The organism is Micromonospora sp. LZ34 (assembly GCF_052981855.1).
In genome coordinates this window covers 478090-495826 of sequence record NZ_JBRIQN010000001.1, presented here as the reverse complement: position 1 = coordinate 495826, position 17737 = coordinate 478090, and the positions used below count along the sequence as shown (strand labels likewise).

Annotated in this window: 18 protein-coding genes and 1 pseudogene; 11 read left to right on the top strand and 8 right to left on the bottom strand. The window is 74.2% G+C overall.

The genetic code is table 11. The features are described 5' to 3' along the window. On the bottom strand, positions 1-657 hold a 657-nt coding region (locus tag ACVCAH_RS02330), incomplete at its 3' end, for an NADH-quinone oxidoreductase subunit C (protein ID WP_447134341.1). 147 nt (positions 658-804) lie between these two features. Here ACVCAH_RS02330 and ACVCAH_RS02325 point away from each other — a divergent pair. Then, positions 805-1851 (top strand): glucose 1-dehydrogenase, encoded by a 1047-nt coding sequence (locus ACVCAH_RS02325; protein WP_447134340.1) that lies wholly within the window; start codon positions 805-807, stop codon positions 1849-1851. 49 nt (positions 1852-1900) lie between these two features. Here ACVCAH_RS02325 and ACVCAH_RS02320 read toward each other — a convergent pair whose 3' ends face one another. From ACVCAH_RS02320 to ACVCAH_RS02310, 3 genes are all read right to left on the bottom strand, one after another. Beyond that, positions 1901-3217: a DUF2252 domain-containing protein gene (locus ACVCAH_RS02320; RefSeq protein ID WP_447134339.1), complete on the bottom strand. Its 1317-nt coding sequence runs from the start codon at positions 3215-3217 to the stop codon at positions 1901-1903. Positions 3218-3336: 119 nt separating this feature from the next. Beyond that, positions 3337-5259 (bottom strand): carboxypeptidase-like regulatory domain-containing protein, encoded by a 1923-nt coding sequence (locus ACVCAH_RS02315; RefSeq protein WP_447134338.1) that lies wholly within the window; start codon positions 5257-5259, stop codon positions 3337-3339. 98 nt (positions 5260-5357) lie between these two features. Continuing rightward, positions 5358-5936, bottom strand: coding sequence for an NADH-quinone oxidoreductase subunit B (locus ACVCAH_RS02310; protein WP_447134370.1), 579 nt, complete (start codon positions 5934-5936; stop codon positions 5358-5360). Positions 5937-6183: 247 nt separating this feature from the next. Between ACVCAH_RS02310 and ACVCAH_RS02305 the strand changes: the two genes are divergently transcribed. Together ACVCAH_RS02305 and ACVCAH_RS02300 are read left to right on the top strand one after the other, a co-directional pair. Continuing rightward, on the top strand, positions 6184-6741 hold the full coding sequence (locus ACVCAH_RS02305; protein ID WP_447134337.1) for a sigma-70 family RNA polymerase sigma factor: 558 nt from the start codon (positions 6184-6186) through the stop codon (positions 6739-6741). Beyond that, positions 6734-7939: a hypothetical protein gene (locus tag ACVCAH_RS02300; protein WP_447134336.1), complete on the top strand. Its 1206-nt coding sequence runs from the start codon at positions 6734-6736 to the stop codon at positions 7937-7939. Before ACVCAH_RS02305 ends, ACVCAH_RS02300 begins: the two co-directional genes overlap by 8 nt. Before the next feature lie 45 nt (positions 7940-7984). On the opposite strand, the gene ACVCAH_RS02295 is transcribed toward ACVCAH_RS02300, so the two are convergent. The 3 genes and pseudogenes from ACVCAH_RS02295 to ACVCAH_RS02285 form a co-directional block, all read right to left on the bottom strand. Then, positions 7985-9490: a pyridoxal phosphate-dependent decarboxylase family protein gene (locus tag ACVCAH_RS02295; RefSeq protein ID WP_447134369.1), complete on the bottom strand. Its 1506-nt coding sequence runs from the start codon at positions 9488-9490 to the stop codon at positions 7985-7987. Between the two features lie 6 nt (positions 9491-9496). Further along, positions 9497-10925 (bottom strand): annotated as a pseudogene (locus tag ACVCAH_RS02290) (MFS transporter); the annotation flags it as partial. A gap of 32 nt (positions 10926-10957) precedes the next feature. Further along, positions 10958-11272, bottom strand: a complete 315-nt coding sequence (locus tag ACVCAH_RS02285) for an MGMT family protein (RefSeq protein WP_447134335.1) — start codon at positions 11270-11272, stop codon at positions 10958-10960. Positions 11273-11333: 61 nt separating this feature from the next. Between ACVCAH_RS02285 and proB the strand changes: the two genes are divergently transcribed. The 8 genes from proB to ACVCAH_RS02245 all read left to right on the top strand — a co-directional run bounded on the left by proB (position 11334) and on the right by ACVCAH_RS02245 (position 16894). Continuing rightward, complete coding sequence (gene proB, locus ACVCAH_RS02280; RefSeq protein WP_447134334.1) at positions 11334-12443, top strand: glutamate 5-kinase; 1110 nt, start codon at positions 11334-11336, stop codon at positions 12441-12443. A 40-nt stretch (positions 12444-12483) separates the two neighbouring features. Continuing rightward, a complete protein-coding gene (locus tag ACVCAH_RS02275) occupies positions 12484-13728 on the top strand; it encodes a glutamate-5-semialdehyde dehydrogenase (protein ID WP_447134368.1) in 1245 nt (414 codons plus the stop codon). A gap of 98 nt (positions 13729-13826) precedes the next feature. After that, positions 13827-14228, top strand: coding sequence for a YbaB/EbfC family nucleoid-associated protein (locus ACVCAH_RS02270; protein WP_447134333.1), 402 nt, complete (start codon positions 13827-13829; stop codon positions 14226-14228). 1 nt (position 14229) lies between these two features. After that, on the top strand, positions 14230-14556 hold the full coding sequence (locus ACVCAH_RS02265) for a hypothetical protein (protein ID WP_447134332.1): 327 nt from the start codon (positions 14230-14232) through the stop codon (positions 14554-14556). 61 nt (positions 14557-14617) lie between these two features. Further along, entirely contained in the window at positions 14618-15112 is a 495-nt protein-coding gene (locus ACVCAH_RS02260; protein ID WP_109903650.1) for a WXG100-like domain-containing protein, read from the top strand. Further along, positions 15105-15734, top strand: coding sequence for a hypothetical protein (locus ACVCAH_RS02255; protein WP_447134331.1), 630 nt, complete (start codon positions 15105-15107; stop codon positions 15732-15734). The genes ACVCAH_RS02260 and ACVCAH_RS02255 overlap by 8 nt, the downstream gene beginning before the upstream one ends. Further along, positions 15731-16348: a hypothetical protein gene (locus ACVCAH_RS02250; protein ID WP_447134330.1), complete on the top strand. Its 618-nt coding sequence runs from the start codon at positions 15731-15733 to the stop codon at positions 16346-16348. The genes ACVCAH_RS02255 and ACVCAH_RS02250 overlap by 4 nt, the downstream gene beginning before the upstream one ends. 30 nt (positions 16349-16378) lie before the next feature. Then, on the top strand, positions 16379-16894 hold the full coding sequence (locus tag ACVCAH_RS02245; protein WP_447134329.1) for an SUKH-4 family immunity protein: 516 nt from the start codon (positions 16379-16381) through the stop codon (positions 16892-16894). On the opposite strand, the gene ACVCAH_RS02240 is transcribed toward ACVCAH_RS02245, so the two are convergent. Beyond that, positions 16878-17711 carry a squalene--hopene cyclase gene (locus ACVCAH_RS02240; protein WP_447134367.1) on the bottom strand — a complete coding sequence of 278 codons (834 nt, stop codon included), beginning with the start codon at positions 17709-17711 and terminating at the stop codon, positions 16878-16880. The genes ACVCAH_RS02245 and ACVCAH_RS02240 overlap by 17 nt on opposite strands. Positions 17712-17737 lie beyond the last annotated feature (26 nt).

The following is a 17737-nucleotide window of genomic DNA, read 5'->3' as shown; positions in this document are numbered from 1 at the left end:
CCGGGCGGGCCGCTCCCGGGCCGGGCGGGCCGGGACGCCGCCGCGCGGGCCCTCGCCGGCCCCGCCCGCGCCGGCCGGCGTCGGCGTCGTCCCCCACTCACCCGGCGCGGGTACCCCCGGCGGCCGGATCGGCCGGCGGCCGCCGCCGGCTTCGGACTCGCCCGGCTCCTTGGCGCCCGGCCACGGCTTGGCCACCCGGGAGGCCAGCACGAACTCCTTGCGCAGCGGATGCCCCTCGAACTCGGGCGGCAACAGCAGCGGCCGCAGGCCGGGGTGGCCGGTGAAGTCGATGCCGAACATCTCGTGCGTCTCCCGCTCGTGCCAACCGGCGCCGGGGTAGACGTCGACCACCGAGGCGACCGCGGGGGCCTCGCGGGGCACCCGGGTGCGCAGCAGCACCCCGTGCCGGCGGGCCGTGGACCAGAGGTGGGCCACCACCGCGAAGCCGTCGGCCAGCTCGTCGACCGCGGAGAGCCAGTCGAAGAAGTCGCAGGCCAGCTCGGCGTCGTCGCGCGCGGCGCGCAACGCCTCCGCCCAGCTCGCCGGCGGTACGTCGACGGTGGCGCGGGCGTGCGCCTGACCGCCGGAGACCGACGCGGTGGCCTCGGCCGGCGCGAGCAGCGCGACCATCCGCTGGCCGACCTCTTCCGGAGTCATGCGGCTGATCCTAGGGCCTGCTCCGCCGGGCGCGCCGGTCCGAGCCGGGCGCCCGGGCGGCCCGGACGGCATCCTCGGCCCGCCCCGGCAGGGCGATCTGCGGGCTTTACCCGGCGGCGGACCGGCCGGCGGGGAAAGATGAGTCTCGTGCGCGCTGTGACTGTGACCCCCGGTGTCGCCAACTCGCTGTCGCTCACCGAGGACTACCCGGAACCGGCGACCGACGAGGGGGCGATCCTGGTCGAGGCACTGGCGGTCGGGGTCTGCGGGACCGACCACGAGATCATCGCCGGGCACTACGGCGAGGCACCGCCCGGCATGGACCGCCTGGTGCTCGGCCACGAGGCGCTCGGCCGGGTGCTGGAGGACTCGACCGGCACCCTCCAGCCGGGTGACCTGGTGAGCGGGATCGTCCGATACCCGGACCCGGTGCCCTGCCCGAACTGTGCGGTCGGCGAGTGGGACATGTGCCGCAACGGGCAGTACACCGAACACGGCATCAAGGCCCTGCCGGGCTTCGCCCGGGACCGGTGGCGGATCCCGCCCCGGTTCGCCGTCGGGCTGGACCCGGCACTGGCCCGGGTCGGCATGCTGGTGGAACCGACCAGTGTGGTGGCCAAGGCCTGGGACCACATCGACCGGATCGGGCACCGCGCCGAGTGGCAGCCGCAGAGCGTGCTGGTCACCGGCGCCGGGCCGATCGGCCTGCTCGCCGCGCTGATCGGCACCCAGCGCGGGCTCGCCGTGCACGTGCTCGACCTGGCCACCGAGGGCCCGAAGCCGGCGCTGGTCGGCGCGCTCGGCGCGACGTACCACTCGACGAAGGTCGACCAGTTGGACTTCGAGCCGGACGTGGTCATCGAGTGCACCGGGGCGCCGACCGTCGTGATCGACGTGATGTGCCAGGCCGCCCCGACCGGCGTGATCTGCCTGGCCGGCGTCTCCAGCGGCGGCCGCACGATCGACCTCGACGCCGGGGCGCTGAACCGCACCCTGGTGCTGGAGAACAACGTCGTCTTCGGCTCGGTGAACGCCAACCGCCGGCACTGGGACATGGCCGCCGAGGCGCTGACCCGGGCCGACCAGTCCTGGCTGGAGTCGCTGATCACCCGGCGGGTGCCGGTGAACAGCTACACCGAGGCGTACACGCCGGGGCCGGACGACATCAAGGTGGTGCTGGACTTCGCCGCCTGACCGGCCCGGCTCGGCGCGCCCCGCCGGGCGGGGCGGGCCGGCCCGGCGGTCAGATGCCGGGCAGCCGGCCGTTGCGGAACAGGTCGACGAAGAGCTGGTGGTCCTGCCGGGCCCGGTCGCCGTACGCGTGCGCGAAGTCCACCAGGTGGGTGACGAACCCGGTCTCGTCGGCGTCCACCGCCGCGACGATCGCCTCCTCCGTGGAGTAGTCGACCAGGTCGTGGCTGGACTCGTCGTCGGCCACCGAGTGCATCCGGGCCACCGCGCGGCCCAGGTCGGACAGCACCCCGGCCAGCTCCTCCGGCTCGTTGACGTCGGCCCAGTCCAGGTCGGCCGCGTACGGGGAGACCTCGGCGACGAGCTGGCCGACCCCGTCCAGCTCGGTGAAGCCCAGCCACGGGTCCGCGTGCGCCTGGAGCGCGCGCTGCGACTCGGCGGTGCGGTGCCCCTGGTGCTGGAAGTAGCCGGCGACCGACTCGTCCCGGATGTGCCGGGCGACCGCCGGCACCTGCGCCTGCTTCATGTAGATGACGACGTCGTTCTCCAGCGCCTGGGTGTGCCCCTCCAGCAGCAGGTTGTACGACGGCAGCCCGGCCGAGCCGATGCCGACGCCCTTGCGCAGCACCACGTCCTTGATCCGCGCCGCCACCGGGCGCAGCCGCGCCGAGGACAGGGGCAGGGTGCCGAGGTACTGCTCGAAGGCGGCGCGGACCCGGTCCCGGGTCTGCGCGTCGACCTCGAAGACCCCGTCGCCGAGGGAGAACCGGCGCTCGTAGTTGTCGATGGTGGTCTGCGTGGCGAGCAGGTCGACCCGGGTGTTCAGCCGGGCCTGCTGGAGCACCCGGCGCAGCACCCCGTCGGCGTTGTCCAGGGTGATCGAGCCGATCGCGTCGTCCCCGCCGGCCGCGATGGCCCGCAGCTCGGTCAGGTACGACCGGGCGAAGCCGGCGACCAGGTCGCCGATGGAGCGGTCGGAAAGCGCCTTGCCGTAGCCGAGCAGGGCCACGCTGGCCGCCAGCCGCCGCAGGTCCCAGGTGAACGGCCCGACGTACGCCTCGTCGAAGTCGTTGACGTTGAACACCAGCTGGCCCGAGGCGTTCATGTAGGTGCCGAAGTTCTCCGCGTGCAGGTCGCCGTGGATCCACACCCGGCTGGTCCGCCCGTCGAGGAACCGGTCGTCGGCGAAGTCGCCGAGCTGGTCGGCGTAGAAGAGCGAGGCGCTGCCCCGGTAGAAGGCGAACGGCGAGGCCGCCATCTTGCGGAACTTGCGCCGGAAGGCGGCCGGGTCGAGCGCCATCGAGGCGCCGAACTCCTCGGTCAGCACCTCGACGATGTGGGCGGAACGCCGTTCCGCGGAGTTGCTCATGGTGCGCAGGCTAGCCGCCGCACGCCAGCCGGACGCTCGGCCGACCGAGCGGGGACGGGCGGCCGGTCCGGCGGGAGCTGCCCACCGGACCGGCCGACCGGCCTGCCGTACGGCCGAGGTCAGCGGCCGAGGGTTGCCGTTCCCGAGGCGGCCGGCGCACCGGTGCCGATCGGCGAACTGGAACCGGTGGGCGGCCGCGTCCCGCAGGTGCGGCTCATGGTGGCCGCGATCGTGGTGGTCCCGCCCGCCGAAACGGCGACCTTGGTGCCGGCCCGACCGGCGGCGGCGTACCAGCAGCCCTCGGTCAGGCTCCAGTACTCGACGTACACCTCCTGGGTGCGGTGCCCGCGCACCGCGAACGTGCCGTCCCGGGCGATGTTGGCGTACGAGGCGCTGGCGATGTCCCCGGTGCGGGCGTTGTACGTCCAGACGTAGCCGGCGTCGACCGGGTTCGCGCCGTCGGTGACCTTCCCGGCGACCACGCCCCCGGCCACCAGGCGCGCGTCGACGGTCGCCGTCCCGCCCGCGGTCACCTGCGTCATGGTCGCAGAGAACCGGTCGGCGACGTCGCCGGACCACTGCCATGCGTACCCGCTGTTGGCGTTCGGCGTGAACTCGACCGGCCAGCGGTACGGACCGAGGTCGCTGATGGTGTATCGGCCCTGGGCGTTGGAGCAGTTCGGCCCGAAGATCGCACCCTGGTTGGGGTGGAACGCGTACGGGTACGCGCAGACGCCGGCCACCACCGCTCCGGAGGCGTTGCGGACGGTGCCGGTGATGATGCCGGGCGGGTCCACCCGGATCGGCGGGATGGTGATCGTCTCCGCCGCCTGTAGCCGGATCGACAGCGCCTCCCGCTGGTCGCCGCTGCCCCCGTTCGCGGTCACCCACTGATCGCCGTAGCGCTTCGCCGGCGGGTCGAACGGGTTGGTCGCCTGGAAGGCGTAGAGCTGCCAGGTGGCCAGCTCGTTCTCCTCGAACGGGCCGACCTCCAGGTGGCCGTCGTCGGCGGAGCAGTACTGGCGCATCCGGGCCGACTGGCCGCCCCACTTCGGCGCGACCAGGTGCACGCAAATGCCGCCGACCGGGTCCCCGGTCGCCGCCTCTTGCACGGTGGTGGCCACCGCCGCACCGCGTCGGAGCTGGTAGCCGACGGTGGTGACCTGGCCGCGGACCACGTCGACGGTGGGTTTCGGGTCCAGCGCGAAGTAGGAGGCCCCGGCCGTGACGTCCAGCTCCCAGCTGCCCGGCCGGACGTCCGCCACCCGGACCAGGCCGTTGGTGCCACAGACGGTCTCGTCCCGGCCGCCGTGGATGTAGAGGCACGGCCGGCGTACGGGCAGGCCGGTCACCGCGTCGGTCACCCGGGCCTCCACCGTGCCCAGCGGCAGCAGCCACTCGTCCACGGTGAGCGCACCGCCGTCGGTGAGGGTGAAGACGCTCGCCTCCTCCCGGGTCTCCTTCCGCGGCACCCACTGCGTGCCCCGCACGTTGTCGTAGACCGAGATGCGGTAGCGGCCGGGCGGCAGGTTGTCCAGCGCGTAGCGGCCGGCGCCCAGCTCCCAGGTGTAGGCGATCGCCTCGTAGGCGGAGTCCTCACCGTGCACGGTGACGGTGGCCGCGACCGGAGTGCCGTACTGGTCGGTGATCCGGCCGCTGATGCTGCCGGCGCCCCGGCCGAGGGTGACGTTCCGCTCCACCACCGTGCCGGCCGGGATGCTGACCGGGTCGGCGTTGAGGTAGTCGGGCGCGCCGTACCACCACTCGGTGCGGAAGCCCGGGGCGTGCATTCGGATCTTGTAGTCGGGCGCCTCCCACGCCCCTGGGATGGTGTAGCGGCCGGCCGCGTCGGAGCAGTATTCGGCAACGACGTCGGTCGGCGAGGTGTGCAGGGCGAGGCAGGCGCCCGCGACGGGATTGCCGTCGGGATCGCTGACCACGCCGGTGTAGCCGAACGTGTCGGCGGCTGCCGGAGCAGCGGAGAGGGTGACGGTGGCGAGCGCCGCCAGGAGAGCGGCCCCCGTAGCCCGCAGGGTCTTCATGCCCGGCACCCTAGCGACGACCACCAACATCGAAGATCATGCGATCAGCCGGGAAGGACCGACCGGCAGGCCGGTGGAGGACGCGGCCGAGGGCGCTGTCAGTCCGCCGGTGGCCGCACCGGCGGCGCGGTGAGCGACTCCGCCGAGCGGGGCGCAGCCCCGTCCCGGGGCCGGGCGTCCACCGGCGACGCGAGCAGATCCGGCCGGGGCACCCCGCCGATGCCGGACTGCTCGGCGGCGATCTTCTCCTGCAGCCGCAGGATGCCGTGCAGCAGCGCCTCCGGCCGAGGCGGGCAGCCGGGCACGTAGACGTCCACCGGGATGAGCTGGTCGACACCCTTGGTCACAGAGTAGGAGTCCCAGTAGGGACCGCCGCAGTTGGAGCAGGCGCCGAACGAGATGACGTACTTCGGCTCGGGCATCTGGTCGTAGAGCCGCTTGATCGCCGGGGCCATCTTGTCGGTCACCGTGCCGGAGACCACCATGAGGTCGGCCTGCCGCGGGCCGTGGGCGAACGGGATGACGCCCAGCCGCATGAAGTCGTGCCGGCCCATGCTGCTCGCGATGAACTCGATGGCGCAGCACGCCAGGCCGAAGTTGAAGACCCAGAGCGAGTAGCGGCGGCCCCAGTTCAGCACGAACCGGATCGGCTCGCCGAGCACCCCCGGCAACTGCACGACCGCCCCCTTCCCGTCCTCCACCCGACAGTCAACCACAGCGCCCTGGCGGCAACCCGAGCGCCGAGGGCCGCGTCCGGCGGGGTGACGGCGCGCCCCGAGCGGACCGACGATGAGCGCGGCACGCCGGGTCGGGCGGACGGCGACCCGACAGTACGGTCCCCGGACCCACTGCAACCTTTGCCGCCATCGACCGGTGTGACCGGTGTCGGGGCTCACCGCCCCGAGCATCCACGGGGGAGGGCGAGTGACTGTGACGGAAGACGCGCGGGCCGGCGGAGCACCGCCCGGCCCCATACCCGGCGCGGGACCCGACGGGCCGCCGGTGCTCTTCGACGACTTCTACCACGCGCACTTCCGTGGTCTGGTGGTGCAGCTGCGGGCGTACACCGGCGACCTGGGGCAGGCCCAGGACCTGGTGCAGGAGGCGTTCTGCCGGGCCTTCGCCCGCTGGGACCGCGTGGCCGGCTACGACGACCCGCTGGCCTGGATCCGGCGGGTCGCCTGGAACCTCGCGCACAGCCGCTGGCGGCGGCTGCGTACCGCGCAGGCGTTCCTGCACCGGCAGCGCGAGGTGCACGTGGCCGGGCCGACACCGGACCGGGTGGCGCTGGACGCCGCGCTGGCGTTGCTGCCGCCCCGGCAGCGCCGGGCGGTGGTGCTGCACTACCTCGCTGACCTGAGCGTCGCCGAGATCGCGGCGCAGGAACGCGTCGCCGAGGGAACCGTCAAGTCCTGGCTGCACCGTGGGCGGAGCGCCCTGGCCGCGTCGCTGCGGGACACCGAGGAGGCACGCGATGTCTGAGCACGATGCAGTCGCCCTCGCCGAGCGCTTCGCCCGGTACCGGATCGAGGTGCTGGCCGAGGTCGAGCCGCCGGGGCCGGCGGCGGTCCGCCGGGCCGTGCGGCAGCGCCGGCGCCGGACGCTCGGCACGGCCGTCGCGGCGGTCCTCGCCCTGGGCACCGGCCCGATCCTCGGGTACGCGGCGCTGACCGACCCGGGTCCGCGGCCCGGGCCGGTGGACCCGACCGTCAGCCCGTCCCCCTCCTCCTCGCCGACCGGCTCGGCCAGCCCGTCGGCGTCGCCGACGCCGACCAGCGCCGGCCCGACCCAGGCGCCGGACGGCCGGATCAGCCGGGAGCAACTGCTCGCCACACCGGTCTCGCTGCCGGCCTGGCGGCCCGGCCCGAGCTGCCCGGTCACCGACGTCCGGCTGGCCGGCGACCCGGTGCGGGACGAGACCAACGTGCTGGAGGGGCTCGCGCACGGGGACGTCGACGGCGACGGCGCCACCGAGACGGTCGCGCTGGTGCACTGCCTGCTCGGCACCGGCGGGCCGGCGCAGGTCGTCGCGTTCGACCGGGACCCGGCCGGCAAGGTGGTGACCCTGGGCCGGGTGGTGGCCACCGCGCGCGAGATGCCGCAGTGGCTCACCGACCTGGAGGTCCGGCCCGACGGCCTGGTCCGGGTGCAGGTGGCGGACATCGCGCCGGGCGGCGGCTGGCCCGGCGAGTGGTCGCAGCGGCAGTGGCGCGGCTACCGGTGGAACGGTGAGTCGTTCGCCCAGGTCGCCGGTCCCACCACGTTCGGGCCGAACCCGCACGCGGTGAACCTGGTCGTCACCGCCACCGACCTGGCGCTCGCCGCCGCGCCGGACGGCTCCCGCACCGGCACGTTGACCGTGCGGATCCGCAACGCGGGCAGCGGTCCGGCCGCCTACGTGGCGCTCCGGCTCGACCTGCCGCCGGCGCTGCGCCCCGACGGCGACGGGTGGGCGGTCTGCCGCAACGACCCGGAGACCACCCGGCAGCCGGTGAGCTGCGACCTGAACAGTCTCAAGGCGGGTGCGGAGGTCCAGCTCACGCTGGGCTTCCGGGCGGCCGCGGGAGCCACCGTCGGGCAGGGAACGGCCGACGTCGACGCCCGGCCGATGGACAGCCGGTTCGACTTCGTGGAGGAGGTCTACGACATCGACAACCTGGTCCGGATCGACTACCGGTGAGCCCGGGGGCCCGGGTGCGGCGGTATCCCCGCCGCACCCGGGCCCTCACCAGCTCGGGCGTTGCAGCAGGCCGACGAACTCGACCAGCAGCCGCTCCCGCAGTGCCGGCGGCGCGGCGTCGAGCAGCGCGTTGACCAGGGCCATCCGCTCGGGTAGCGGGCCGCTGCCGGCCGGGACCGGTTCGGACCCGCCGCCCAGGCCGAGGCCGGCGGCCAGGCCGGCGACCAGGTCCGGGGTGAGCGCGTCCGGGGTCAATGCGGTGGCCAGGGCGCGCAGTTCGTCGGGGAGCCGCACCGGCCCGGCGGCCCGGGCGGCGGCCACCGCGGCGACCAGGTCCGGGCCGAACTCGGCCACCCGGGGCGCGACCGACGCGGTGACGGTGAGGTGCACGCTGGCCGGCAGGTCGGCGTACGACAGCTGCGGCTGGGTGTGCCAGCCGCGCGCTCCCAGTTCGTCGACCAGCACGAACAGGTCCAGCTCGGGGTCGGTGCTGGTGAAGCAGACGACGGTGGACTCCGGCTCGGCCATCAGCCGCAGCCCGGCCGCGCCGCGCACCGCCTCCGCCAGGCCGGCCACCGCGTCCCGGGTCAACCCGGCCAGCCGCAGGTAGCCGTCGTCACCGAGGTGCCGCAGGGTGGCGTACGCGGCGGCGATCGGGCCGCCGGAGCGGGTGGAGGCGATCACCGGGTTGATCATCGTGTAGCCGGGCCAGTCGGCGTACGCGAAGTACTGCGGGGCGCGCAGCGACGGGTCCCGGTGCAGCAGCACCGACACGCCCTTCGGGGCGTAGGCGTACTTGTGCAGGTCCACCGAGATCGAGGTGACCCCGGGCACGGCGAAGTCGAACGGCGGCACCGGCACGCCGAGCCGGCGCAGCCAGGGCAGGGTCCAGCCGCCGAAGCAGGCGTCCACGTGGCAGCGCACCCCGGCCGCCGCGGCCACCTCCGCGATCTGCGCGACCGGGTCGACGACGCCGTGCGCGTACGAGGGGGCGGAGCAGACCACCAGCACGGTCTCCGGGCGGATCGCGGCGGCCACGTCGGCCGGGTCGGGGCGCAGCGTCGCCGCCGAGACGGGCACGGTGTCCAGGGCCACCCGCAGGTAGTGCGCCGCCTTGGCGAACGCGGCGTGCGCGCTGGCCGGCACCACGATCCGCGGTGCGGTGATCCCGGGGTGGGCGTCCCGGGCCGCCTTCACGGCCAGGATCAGCGATTCGGTGCCGCCGCTGGTGACGCTGCCGACGACGTCCGGGGCGGCGCTGCCGGGCCCGCCGCCGAGCAGCCGGGCCGCCGCGCCGACCAGCGCGTTCTCCATCGCCAGCAGGGACGGGAAGGCGGTCGGGTCGAGGCCGTTGACGTGCGCGCTCTCCGCGTAGGCGGCCACCGTCAGCTCGTCCAGCCCCGGCACCGCCGGGTCGTAGACGTAGGCGAACAGCCGGCCCCCGTGCGTCGGCCGGTCCAACCCCCGCAGTTCCCGGATCTCGGCCAGCACCGTCTCCGCCGGCACGCCCCGCCCCAGCGGTGCCCGTGCGTCCCTGTCCTCGTCGCTCATGGAGTTCGTGCTGCCCCTTCCGTGCTGATCAGTGGCTGTCGTCGCCCACCACGACCGCGGGCTCGCCGGGGCGACCGGCTTCGGCGTCGGCGAGGCGGGCGGGGGTGAGGTCGTAGGGGCGGAGCGCCACGAGGGCCACGGCCACCAGCAGGGCGGGGAGGACGGTGAAGCCGAGCAGCACGCCGAGGCGGGCGGTGTCGGACTGGGCGGCGGCCGCCCCGGTGTCGGACGGGACGTAGCCGGCGACCTGGAGGACCAGGCCGTAGATGCCCGGGCCGAGCGCCAGCCCGAAGGTCTCCCCGGCCGTCCAGAGCCCGGTGAACACCCCCGCCTGCCGCCGGCCGGTGCGGGCCTCGTCCCAGGCGATGCAGTCCGGGAGCATGGCCAGCGCGAAGACCTGCTGCCCGGCGTACCCGCAGCCGACCAGCGCGACCACCAGGTAGACCGCCACCGCGGGCAGCACCGGGGCGGCGACCAGGGCGAGCGCGCCGGTCGCGAGGATCAGCGACGCGGCGACCAGGGCGGCCAGCTTGCCCACCCGGGCGCCGACCCGGATCCAGAGCGGCATCACCAGCAACGCCGGCCCGACGAAGCAGACGAAGAGGAGGGTCGGCCCGCCGTCGGGGTCGCGCAGGATCTGCCCGGCGAAGTAGTTGACCCCGGCCAGGATGGTGGCCACCCCGGCGGACTGCACCACGAAGCAGACCAGCAGCGCCCGGAACGGCCGGTTCCGGGCGGCCACCGCGAGCTGCGCGCGCAGTGTCGGCTCGCTCTCGGCCACCGTGCCGGTCGGGGCGCCCCGGGTGCCGACGAACGCGCCGACCGCGCCGAGCACGATCAGCGCCGCGACGAAGAGCCCCATCCAGCGGTGCCCGGCGACGCCGCCGCCGGTGGCCGACACGATCAGTGGGGCGACCGCCCCGGAGACCAGGATGGCCACCGCCAGCAGCGCGATCCGCCAGCTCATCAGCCGGGTCCGTTCCGCGTAATCGCCGGTCAGCTCGGCCGGCATCGCCACGTACGGCACCTGGAAGAAGGCGAAGGCGGTGGCGGTGGCCAGGAAGGCGACCGCCACGTACGCCCCGGCGGCCGGGCCGGCGCCCACCGGCCCGGCGAAGATGGCCGCGAAGAGCACCGCCATGGCCACCCCGGCGACCAGCAGGTACGGCCGGCGGGCGCCCCAGCGCGACCGGGTGCGGTCGGAGATCCGCCCGGCCACCGGGTTGACCAGCACGTCCCATGCCTTCGGCCCGAGCACCAGCAGGGCGGCCACCCCGGCGGCGACGCCGAGGGTGTCGGTGAGGTACGGCAGCAGCAACAGCCCCGGCACGGTGCCGAACGCCCCGGTGGCCAGGGAGCCCAGCGCGTACCCGGCGTGCACCCGACGCGGTAACCCGGCCGGGACCGGACCGGTTCCAGCCGGCGGCGCGTCCATGGGGCCGAATGTTACTCACGTTATGGCCGGGGTCACATCCCCTCTTCCGGCGACCAGCCGGCCGCCGCCATGTCCACCCCGGCGCCACGCAACGGCGTCCCCTCCGCCCGCAGCCGGGCCCGCGCCTCCCGCTCGTGACCGGGCGGCAGCCGGCCGGCGGAGTTCACCACCCGGTGCCAGGGCACGCCGCCGCCGTGCCGCGCCATGATCGAGCCGACCAGCCGCGCCGACGCCCGACCGGAGCGCTCGGCCAGCGCGTCGGCGACCGCCCCGTACGACATCACCCGGCCGGGTGGGATCCGCTCGACCAGGTCGAGCACCGCCTCGACGTACTCATCAGGGGTCACGACCGGCCAGGATATGGGAACGTCGCGGGGCCCGGCCGGCACGACCACGCAGAATGGGCGGGTGCGCGACGTAGTCACGGCCGCCCGGCGGGTGGTCGTCAAGATCGGATCCTCCTCGTTGACCACCGCCGCCGGCGGGTTGGACGACGGGCGGGTCGACGCGCTGGTCGACGCCCTCGGCGCCCGGGCCGCCGACGGCCGCGAGGTGGTGCTGGTCTCCTCCGGCGCGATCGCCGCCGGCCTGGCCCCGCTCGGGCTCGCCCGCCGCCCGCGCGACCTCGCCACCCAGCAGGCCGCCGCCAGCGTCGGGCAGGGCCTGCTGATCGGCCGGTACGCGGCCAGCTTCGCCCGGCACCGGCTCACCGTCGGGCAGGTGCTGCTCACCGTCGACGACGTCACCCGGCGGGCGCACTACCGCAACGCGTACCGGACCCTGCGCAAGCTGCTCGACCTGCGGGCGGTGCCGATCGTCAACGAGAACGACACGGTGGCCACCGAGGAGATCCGGTTCGGCGACAACGACCGGCTGGCCGCCCTGGTCGCCGCGCTGGTCCAGGCCGACCTGCTGGTGCTGCTGTCCGACGTGGACGCGCTCTGGACCGGCGACCCCACCCGACCGGGCGCCGCCCGGATCACCGAGGTGCACGACGAGCGGGACCTCGCCGGTGTGGACGTCGGCGGGGCGGGCCGGGCCGGAGTCGGCACCGGCGGCATGGTGACCAAGGTCGAGGCGGCCCGGATCGCGACCGGGTTCGGCATCCCGGTGGTGCTCACCGCCGCCGACCTGGCCGCCGGGGCGCTGGCCGGCGAGCCGGTCGGCACGCTGTTCCACCCCAGCCGGCGACGGCCGGCGGCCCGGCTATTCTGGCTCGCCCACGCCACCTCGCCGCGCGGTCGGCTGCACCTGGACCCGGGCGCGGTGGCGGCCGTGGTCGACCGGCGCAAGTCGCTGCTGCCGGCCGGGATCACCGCGGTCGACGGGGCGTTCACCGCCGGCGACCCGGTGGACCTGGTGGACACCGAGGGCGCGCCGGTGGCGCGAGGGCTGGTCAACTACGACGCGGTCGAGCTGCCCGGCCTGCTCGGCCGGTCGACCGGGGAACTCGCCGCGGCGCTCGGCCCGGCGTACGAACGGGAGGTCGTCCACCGCGACGATCTGGTGCTGCTGTGAGGAGTGGCGAATGAGCGAGCGTCAGCAGTGGGGTGCCGGCATGAGCGTGACCGAGCAGGCCCGGCGGGCCCGGACGGCGGCGGAGGAGCTCTCCGTCGCCACCCGTACGGCCAAGGACGCGGCGCTGCACGCGATGGCCGACGCGCTGGTGGCGCGGACGCCGGAGATCCTGGCCGCGAACGAGGCGGACCTGGCGGCCGGCCGGGCGGCCGGGCTGAGCACGGCCGTGCTGGACCGGCTCGCCCTGGACCCGGGCCGGGTGGCCGGCATCGCCGACGCGCTGCGGCAGATGGCCGCCCTGCCCGACCCGGTCGGCGAGGTGGTCCGCGGCTCGACCCTGCCCAACGGCCTGGAGCTGCGCCAGATCCGGGTGCCGTTCGGGGTGGTCGGCATCATCTACGAGGCCCGGCCGAACGTGACCGTGGACGCGGCCGGCATCTGCCTGAAGTCGGGCAACGCGGCGCTGCTGCGCGGCTCCTCGTCGGCGGCGCACTCCAACGCGGCGCTGGTCGCGGTGCTGCGCGACGCGGTCGCCGGGGCCGGCCTGCCGGCCGACGCGGTGCAGCTGCTCGACGCCGGCTCGCGTGACTCGGTCAAGGAGCTGATGCGCGCCCGCGGCCTGGTCGACGTGCTGATCCCGCGCGGCGGGGCGTCGCTGATCCGCACCGTGGTCGAGGAGTCCACAGTGCCGGTGATCGAGACCGGGGTGGGCAACTGCCACGTCTACGTCGACGCCGCCGCCGACCTGACCAGGGCGGTGGCGATCGCCCTGAACGCGAAGACCCAGCGGCTGTCCACCTGCAACACGGCCGAGTCGCTGCTGGTGCACGCGGCGGTCGCCGACGCCTTCCTGCCGCCGATGCTGGCCGCGTTCGCCGACGCGGGGGTGACCGTGCACGGCGACGAGCGGGTAGCCGCGCACTCGCCCGCCGTGCGGCCGGCCACCGAGGAGGACTTCGCCACCGAGTACCTCTCGGCGGACATCTCGGTCGCCGTGGTCGACTCGCTGGACGCCGCGGTCGCGCACATCCGGCGCTACGGCACCGGCCACACCGAGGCGATCGTCACCGACTCGACCACGGCCGCCCGGGAGTTCGTGGCCCGGGTGGACGCGGCGGCGGTGATGGTGAACGCCTCCACCCGGTTCACCGACGGCGGCGAGTTCGGCTTCGGCGCGGAGATCGGCATCTCCACCCAGAAGCTGCACGCCCGCGGCCCGATGGGGCTGCCCGAGCTGACCTCCACCAAGTACGTGGTGACCGGGAACGGCCACCTGCGCGGCTGACCGTCCCGGATGGACGGCCGGATGGTGGGGGCTCCGCCGGATTGCGCCGGCCGGTTAGTCTGGGGCCGGTTCGGCACGGGCTGGTCTGGGGAGGCGGCATGCTGGGCGAGAGTGCCCTGGAAGAGCAACTGGCACAGGCACGGGCCGCGCTGCGCGAGGTGAGCCGCGGCGTCGCCCCGCCGGAGCGCACCGAGTCGGTGGCCGAGGCGGCCGACGGGCGGATCCGGGTCACCCTCGGCACCGACGGGCGGGTCAGCGCCATCGAGATCGACCCCCGGGTGCTCCGCGAGGGCTCGGACTATCTCGCCGACGAGCTGCGCCAGGCGGTGAACGCCGCGCTCGACGGGCAGGACGACAGCACCGCCCCCGCAGAGCCGATGCCCGACCTCGCCGCGATCAGCGCCAGCGTCGAACGCCTGCAGGACCAGAGCATCCGGCAGATGCGCGAGATGAGCCAGGCGATCAGCGAGACCATGCGGAAACTGCAGCAGCGGGGTTGACATGGAAAACCTCGACGTCGACATCGACGCGCTACGCCGGGGCGCGACGGAGCTGGAGCAGGCCCGGGAGTCCGTGCGCCAGACCTTCGAGGGCTTCCAGGCCGCCGTCGCCGGGTACGCCGCCGCGTTCGGCGGCGACGACATCGGCACCCTGCTCGGCGTGGCCCACCAGGCCTGCGTGGACGCGCTGACCGAGTGCCTCAGCACCAACATCGAGGAGCTGACCAGCTACGCCGACGGGCTGCACCAGATGGCCGACGGCTACCGGGCCGTCGAGGAGGACGTCACCGCGTCCTTCCGCTCGATGCTCGGCGGGCTGGTCGGATGAGCGCTCGGCACGACGGGCGGATGGACGACGGGCGGATGAGCGACGCGCGAAAGGAGTCACGGTGGGCCTGACCCTGCCGGGCGAACTCGCCTCCCTGCTGTCGATGCTCGGCTACGAGTGGCCGCAGTCCGACGAGACGGCGCTGTTCCAGCTGGCCGGCGAGTGGACCGGGATGGCCGGGCAGATCTCCGGCTCGGTCGCGCAGCTGGAGTCGGCGGCGCGGACGGTGCTCGACAACAACCGGGGCGAGAGCTTCACCGCCTTCGCCAGCGAGTGGAACGACGCCGAGTCCGCCGCGCGCAACATCGCCGATGTCGCCAACCCGGCGAACGTCATCGGCATCGGACTGATGGTCGCGGCCGGGGTGGTGCTGGCCCTGAAGATCCAGGTGATCGTCCAGCTGGCGCTGCTGGCCATCCAGATCGCGCAGGCCATCGCCACCGCGGCGGTCACCTTCGGCGCGTCCCTGCTGGAGATCCCGATCTTCAAGATGATCACCGGCATGATCATCGACCAGCTGATCGGCATGGCGGTGGACACGGTGCTCAATGGCTAGGAAGCGGACCGCCGCCCCCCGGCAGACGCAGGCCAAGGGCGCCAAGATCGTCTCGGCGTACCTGGAGAACGCCGACGTCTTCCGCACCGCCAAGTCGGCCGGCACCAAGCCGAAGGGCCCGGCGGTGCTGGTGCTGCGCAACCGGCCCGACTTCCACAAGCGGGACTTCGACCGCAAGGCCAGGGACCTGGTCCGGCTCGGCCAGGAGGGCCGGCTGAGCAAGGCGAAGTCGGACCGGACGGCCAACAACGTCTACCACCGGGGAGGCCGAGGGACCACGCCGGGCAACCGGAGCCGCACCAACGTCTTCCGGGACCGGGTGACCCGCCGGCTGACCAGGAACAAGCGACTGACCCAGCAGCACGGCACCCGGGAGACCAACCAGTACCTGGCCAACAAGGACCTCGTCGATCGCCTCTACGGCGGCCGGGGGCCGATCAATGCCCGGGGCCAGGGACTCGACCCGGACCACGTCCACGAGCTACAACTCGACGGAAAGGACGAATACGCTAACCTCAGGCTGATGGACGCCTGGACCAACCGCGAGATCGGCCGCGAGATCTCCGTGGCGTTGCGCGACGTCCCCGAGGGCACCCCGGTCATCGTGAAGGTCCTGCCATGACCCGGCCGGACCCCGCCGTCCTCGCCCGGATCGCCGAGAAGTTGGAGCTACTCACCCGGGTCGAGTCCGAGCACGGGTTCGGTGTCCGCATCGAGGGACCGGCGCCGCTGGAGCCGATCGCCGACCTGCCCGGCGTCGCCGAGGTCTACAGCCTGTTCCAGCGCTTGGAGGGCGACAGATTCCGGTTCCACGCGCCGAAGGAGATCCTCACCCCGCAGGCGTGGGAGGAGTACGAGGTCAACCCGAACGACCCGATGGGCAGCCCGCTGATCGTCGGCTACGAGATGGACAGCGTCCCACCCGGCCTACGCGCCGAGATCCGCGGCGGCGATCCGATCTACCTCGACCTGGAAGATCTGGACGTGTACTACATGGAGTCCAGCGCCTACGTCTACCAGTACGAACACCCCGACGAGGACGTCGAGTTCACCGTCATCGCCCCCGATGTCGCCACCTTCTTCGACGAGCACGTGCTCGGCCCCCGCTACCCGGAGCTGACGGCCGTCGTCCTCGGTCCCGCCGCTCCCGAGCAACGGCTGCGCAAGGGCCGGCACGCCGGCGAGTACGCCGACAACTGGCGGCGGCTGCTGATCGCCGCCGGCCTGTCCTCCTGACCCACCCGTCGACCCTGCTTAAGGACCGTCATGGCAGCTGATCCGCGGTTCACCGCCTTGTGGAACGAGGACGAGCTCATCCCGTACCCGCGCGAGGCGTGGCTGGAGGGGGGGTTCACCCCCGACATGCTCCCCGATGGCGACGAGATCCCGCTCGACGTGGCGGTGGTCTTCACCGCCTTCCTCGAAGGCGACATCGAGCTGTACGACACCATCCAGCTGACCACCGAGGACGGCTCGCTCGACGTCCGCCTCATCGTGGTCGGCGCGGTCGCCGACAACACCGACCTGCTCTACGTGCTCGACCCGAAGACCGGCGAGATCCTCCAGTTCGACCTGGCGGCCCAGGACGTGCAGGCGGTCAACAGCAACTTCCGCACCTTCGTCGAGTTCCTCTACCAGTTCGCGCTCTTCGTCGAGGCGGACGAGGGCAAGGCCGGCCGGGCCGAGCGGGCCGAGGCGCTGCGCACCACCCTGGAGAGCATCGACCCGGCCGCTTTCGGCCCGGACGCCTGGTGGCCGCTGGTGATCAGCCAGCTGAAGTGACCGCCGGGCGGCAGGCCCGGATGGCCCGCAGCGTGGTGTGCACGTCGAACTGGTGACCGTCGTCGCTGTCCCAGCCACCGTCGCTGCGCTGGGTCTCGGCCAGTCGACGGCGGGCCGAGACCAGCAGCCACTGCTCCTCGCCCACCTCGACCCGGCGCAGCGTCGCGGCCAGCCACGCCGCGTCCGCCGGGGAGAGCTGCGGGATCCGCTCGGCCAGCACCGCCTGGATCCGCGCCGACTCGTCGTACATCCCCTGCCGGTGCAGCACGGCCGCGCTCAGCCAGCCGGCCGGCAGGAAGGACGGCCAGCTGCCGTCCGGCCCGAGCTGCCCCGCGACGGCCTGCGCCGCCGCCTGCACCACCCCGGCGTACGCCCCGCCGACGCGGTGGTCGAGCGGGCCGCCGGCCCGGGCGTCCAACCCGGCCACGGTCAGCCAGAACCCGGCGTTGGCGGTCAGGTAGAAGCGCGCCTCCGGGTCGCCCGGCCGGGCCCACTCCGGCGCGGCCTCGGCCAGCGACGGGTCCTCGTCCCAGCCGCCGTCGCGCAGTTGCCGGGCGGCGAGCCAGTCCAGCGCGTGCCGCGCCGCCGGGCGGCCGAGGGCGCCGAGGTCGTCCAGCTCGGCCAGCCGGTAGCAGGTGGCGTCCACGGAGCCGACGTCCCCGTCGAGGATGGCCGGCCAGCCGCCGTCGGGCGTCTGCCCGGCCTCGGCCGCGTCGAGCAGTTCGGCCGGCGCCGGCGCGCCGGTGCGCAGCCGGGAGAGACGGGCACGGTCCACCGCGTCCCCGTGCGCCACGACGAAGCCGATAGCGGCGTCCATGTCCACCACGGCGGACACGCTACCTG

Excerpts from the sequence above, each read along its gene's own strand:
- ACVCAH_RS02320 (WP_447134339.1), bottom strand. The coding sequence starts at position 3,217 with ATGAGCAACTCCGCGGAACGGCGTTCCGCCCACATCGTCGAGGTGCTG.
- ACVCAH_RS02315 (WP_447134338.1), bottom strand. The coding sequence starts at position 5,259 with ATGAAGACCCTGCGGGCTACGGGGGCCGCTCTCCTGGCGGCGCTCGCC.
- ACVCAH_RS02300 (WP_447134336.1), top strand. The coding sequence starts at position 6,734 with ATGTCTGAGCACGATGCAGTCGCCCTCGCCGAGCGCTTCGCCCGGTAC.
- ACVCAH_RS02295 (WP_447134369.1), bottom strand. The coding sequence starts at position 9,490 with ATGAGCGACGAGGACAGGGACGCACGGGCACCGCTGGGGCGGGGCGTG.
- ACVCAH_RS02275 (WP_447134368.1), top strand. The coding sequence starts at position 12,484 with ATGAGCGTGACCGAGCAGGCCCGGCGGGCCCGGACGGCGGCGGAGGAG.
- ACVCAH_RS02270 (WP_447134333.1), top strand. The coding sequence starts at position 13,827 with ATGCTGGGCGAGAGTGCCCTGGAAGAGCAACTGGCACAGGCACGGGCC.
- ACVCAH_RS02265 (WP_447134332.1), top strand. The coding sequence starts at position 14,230 with ATGGAAAACCTCGACGTCGACATCGACGCGCTACGCCGGGGCGCGACG.
- ACVCAH_RS02255 (WP_447134331.1), top strand. The coding sequence starts at position 15,105 with ATGGCTAGGAAGCGGACCGCCGCCCCCCGGCAGACGCAGGCCAAGGGC.
- ACVCAH_RS02250 (WP_447134330.1), top strand. The coding sequence starts at position 15,731 with ATGACCCGGCCGGACCCCGCCGTCCTCGCCCGGATCGCCGAGAAGTTG.
- ACVCAH_RS02245 (WP_447134329.1), top strand. The coding sequence starts at position 16,379 with ATGGCAGCTGATCCGCGGTTCACCGCCTTGTGGAACGAGGACGAGCTC.
- ACVCAH_RS02240 (WP_447134367.1), bottom strand. The coding sequence starts at position 17,711 with ATGGACGCCGCTATCGGCTTCGTCGTGGCGCACGGGGACGCGGTGGAC.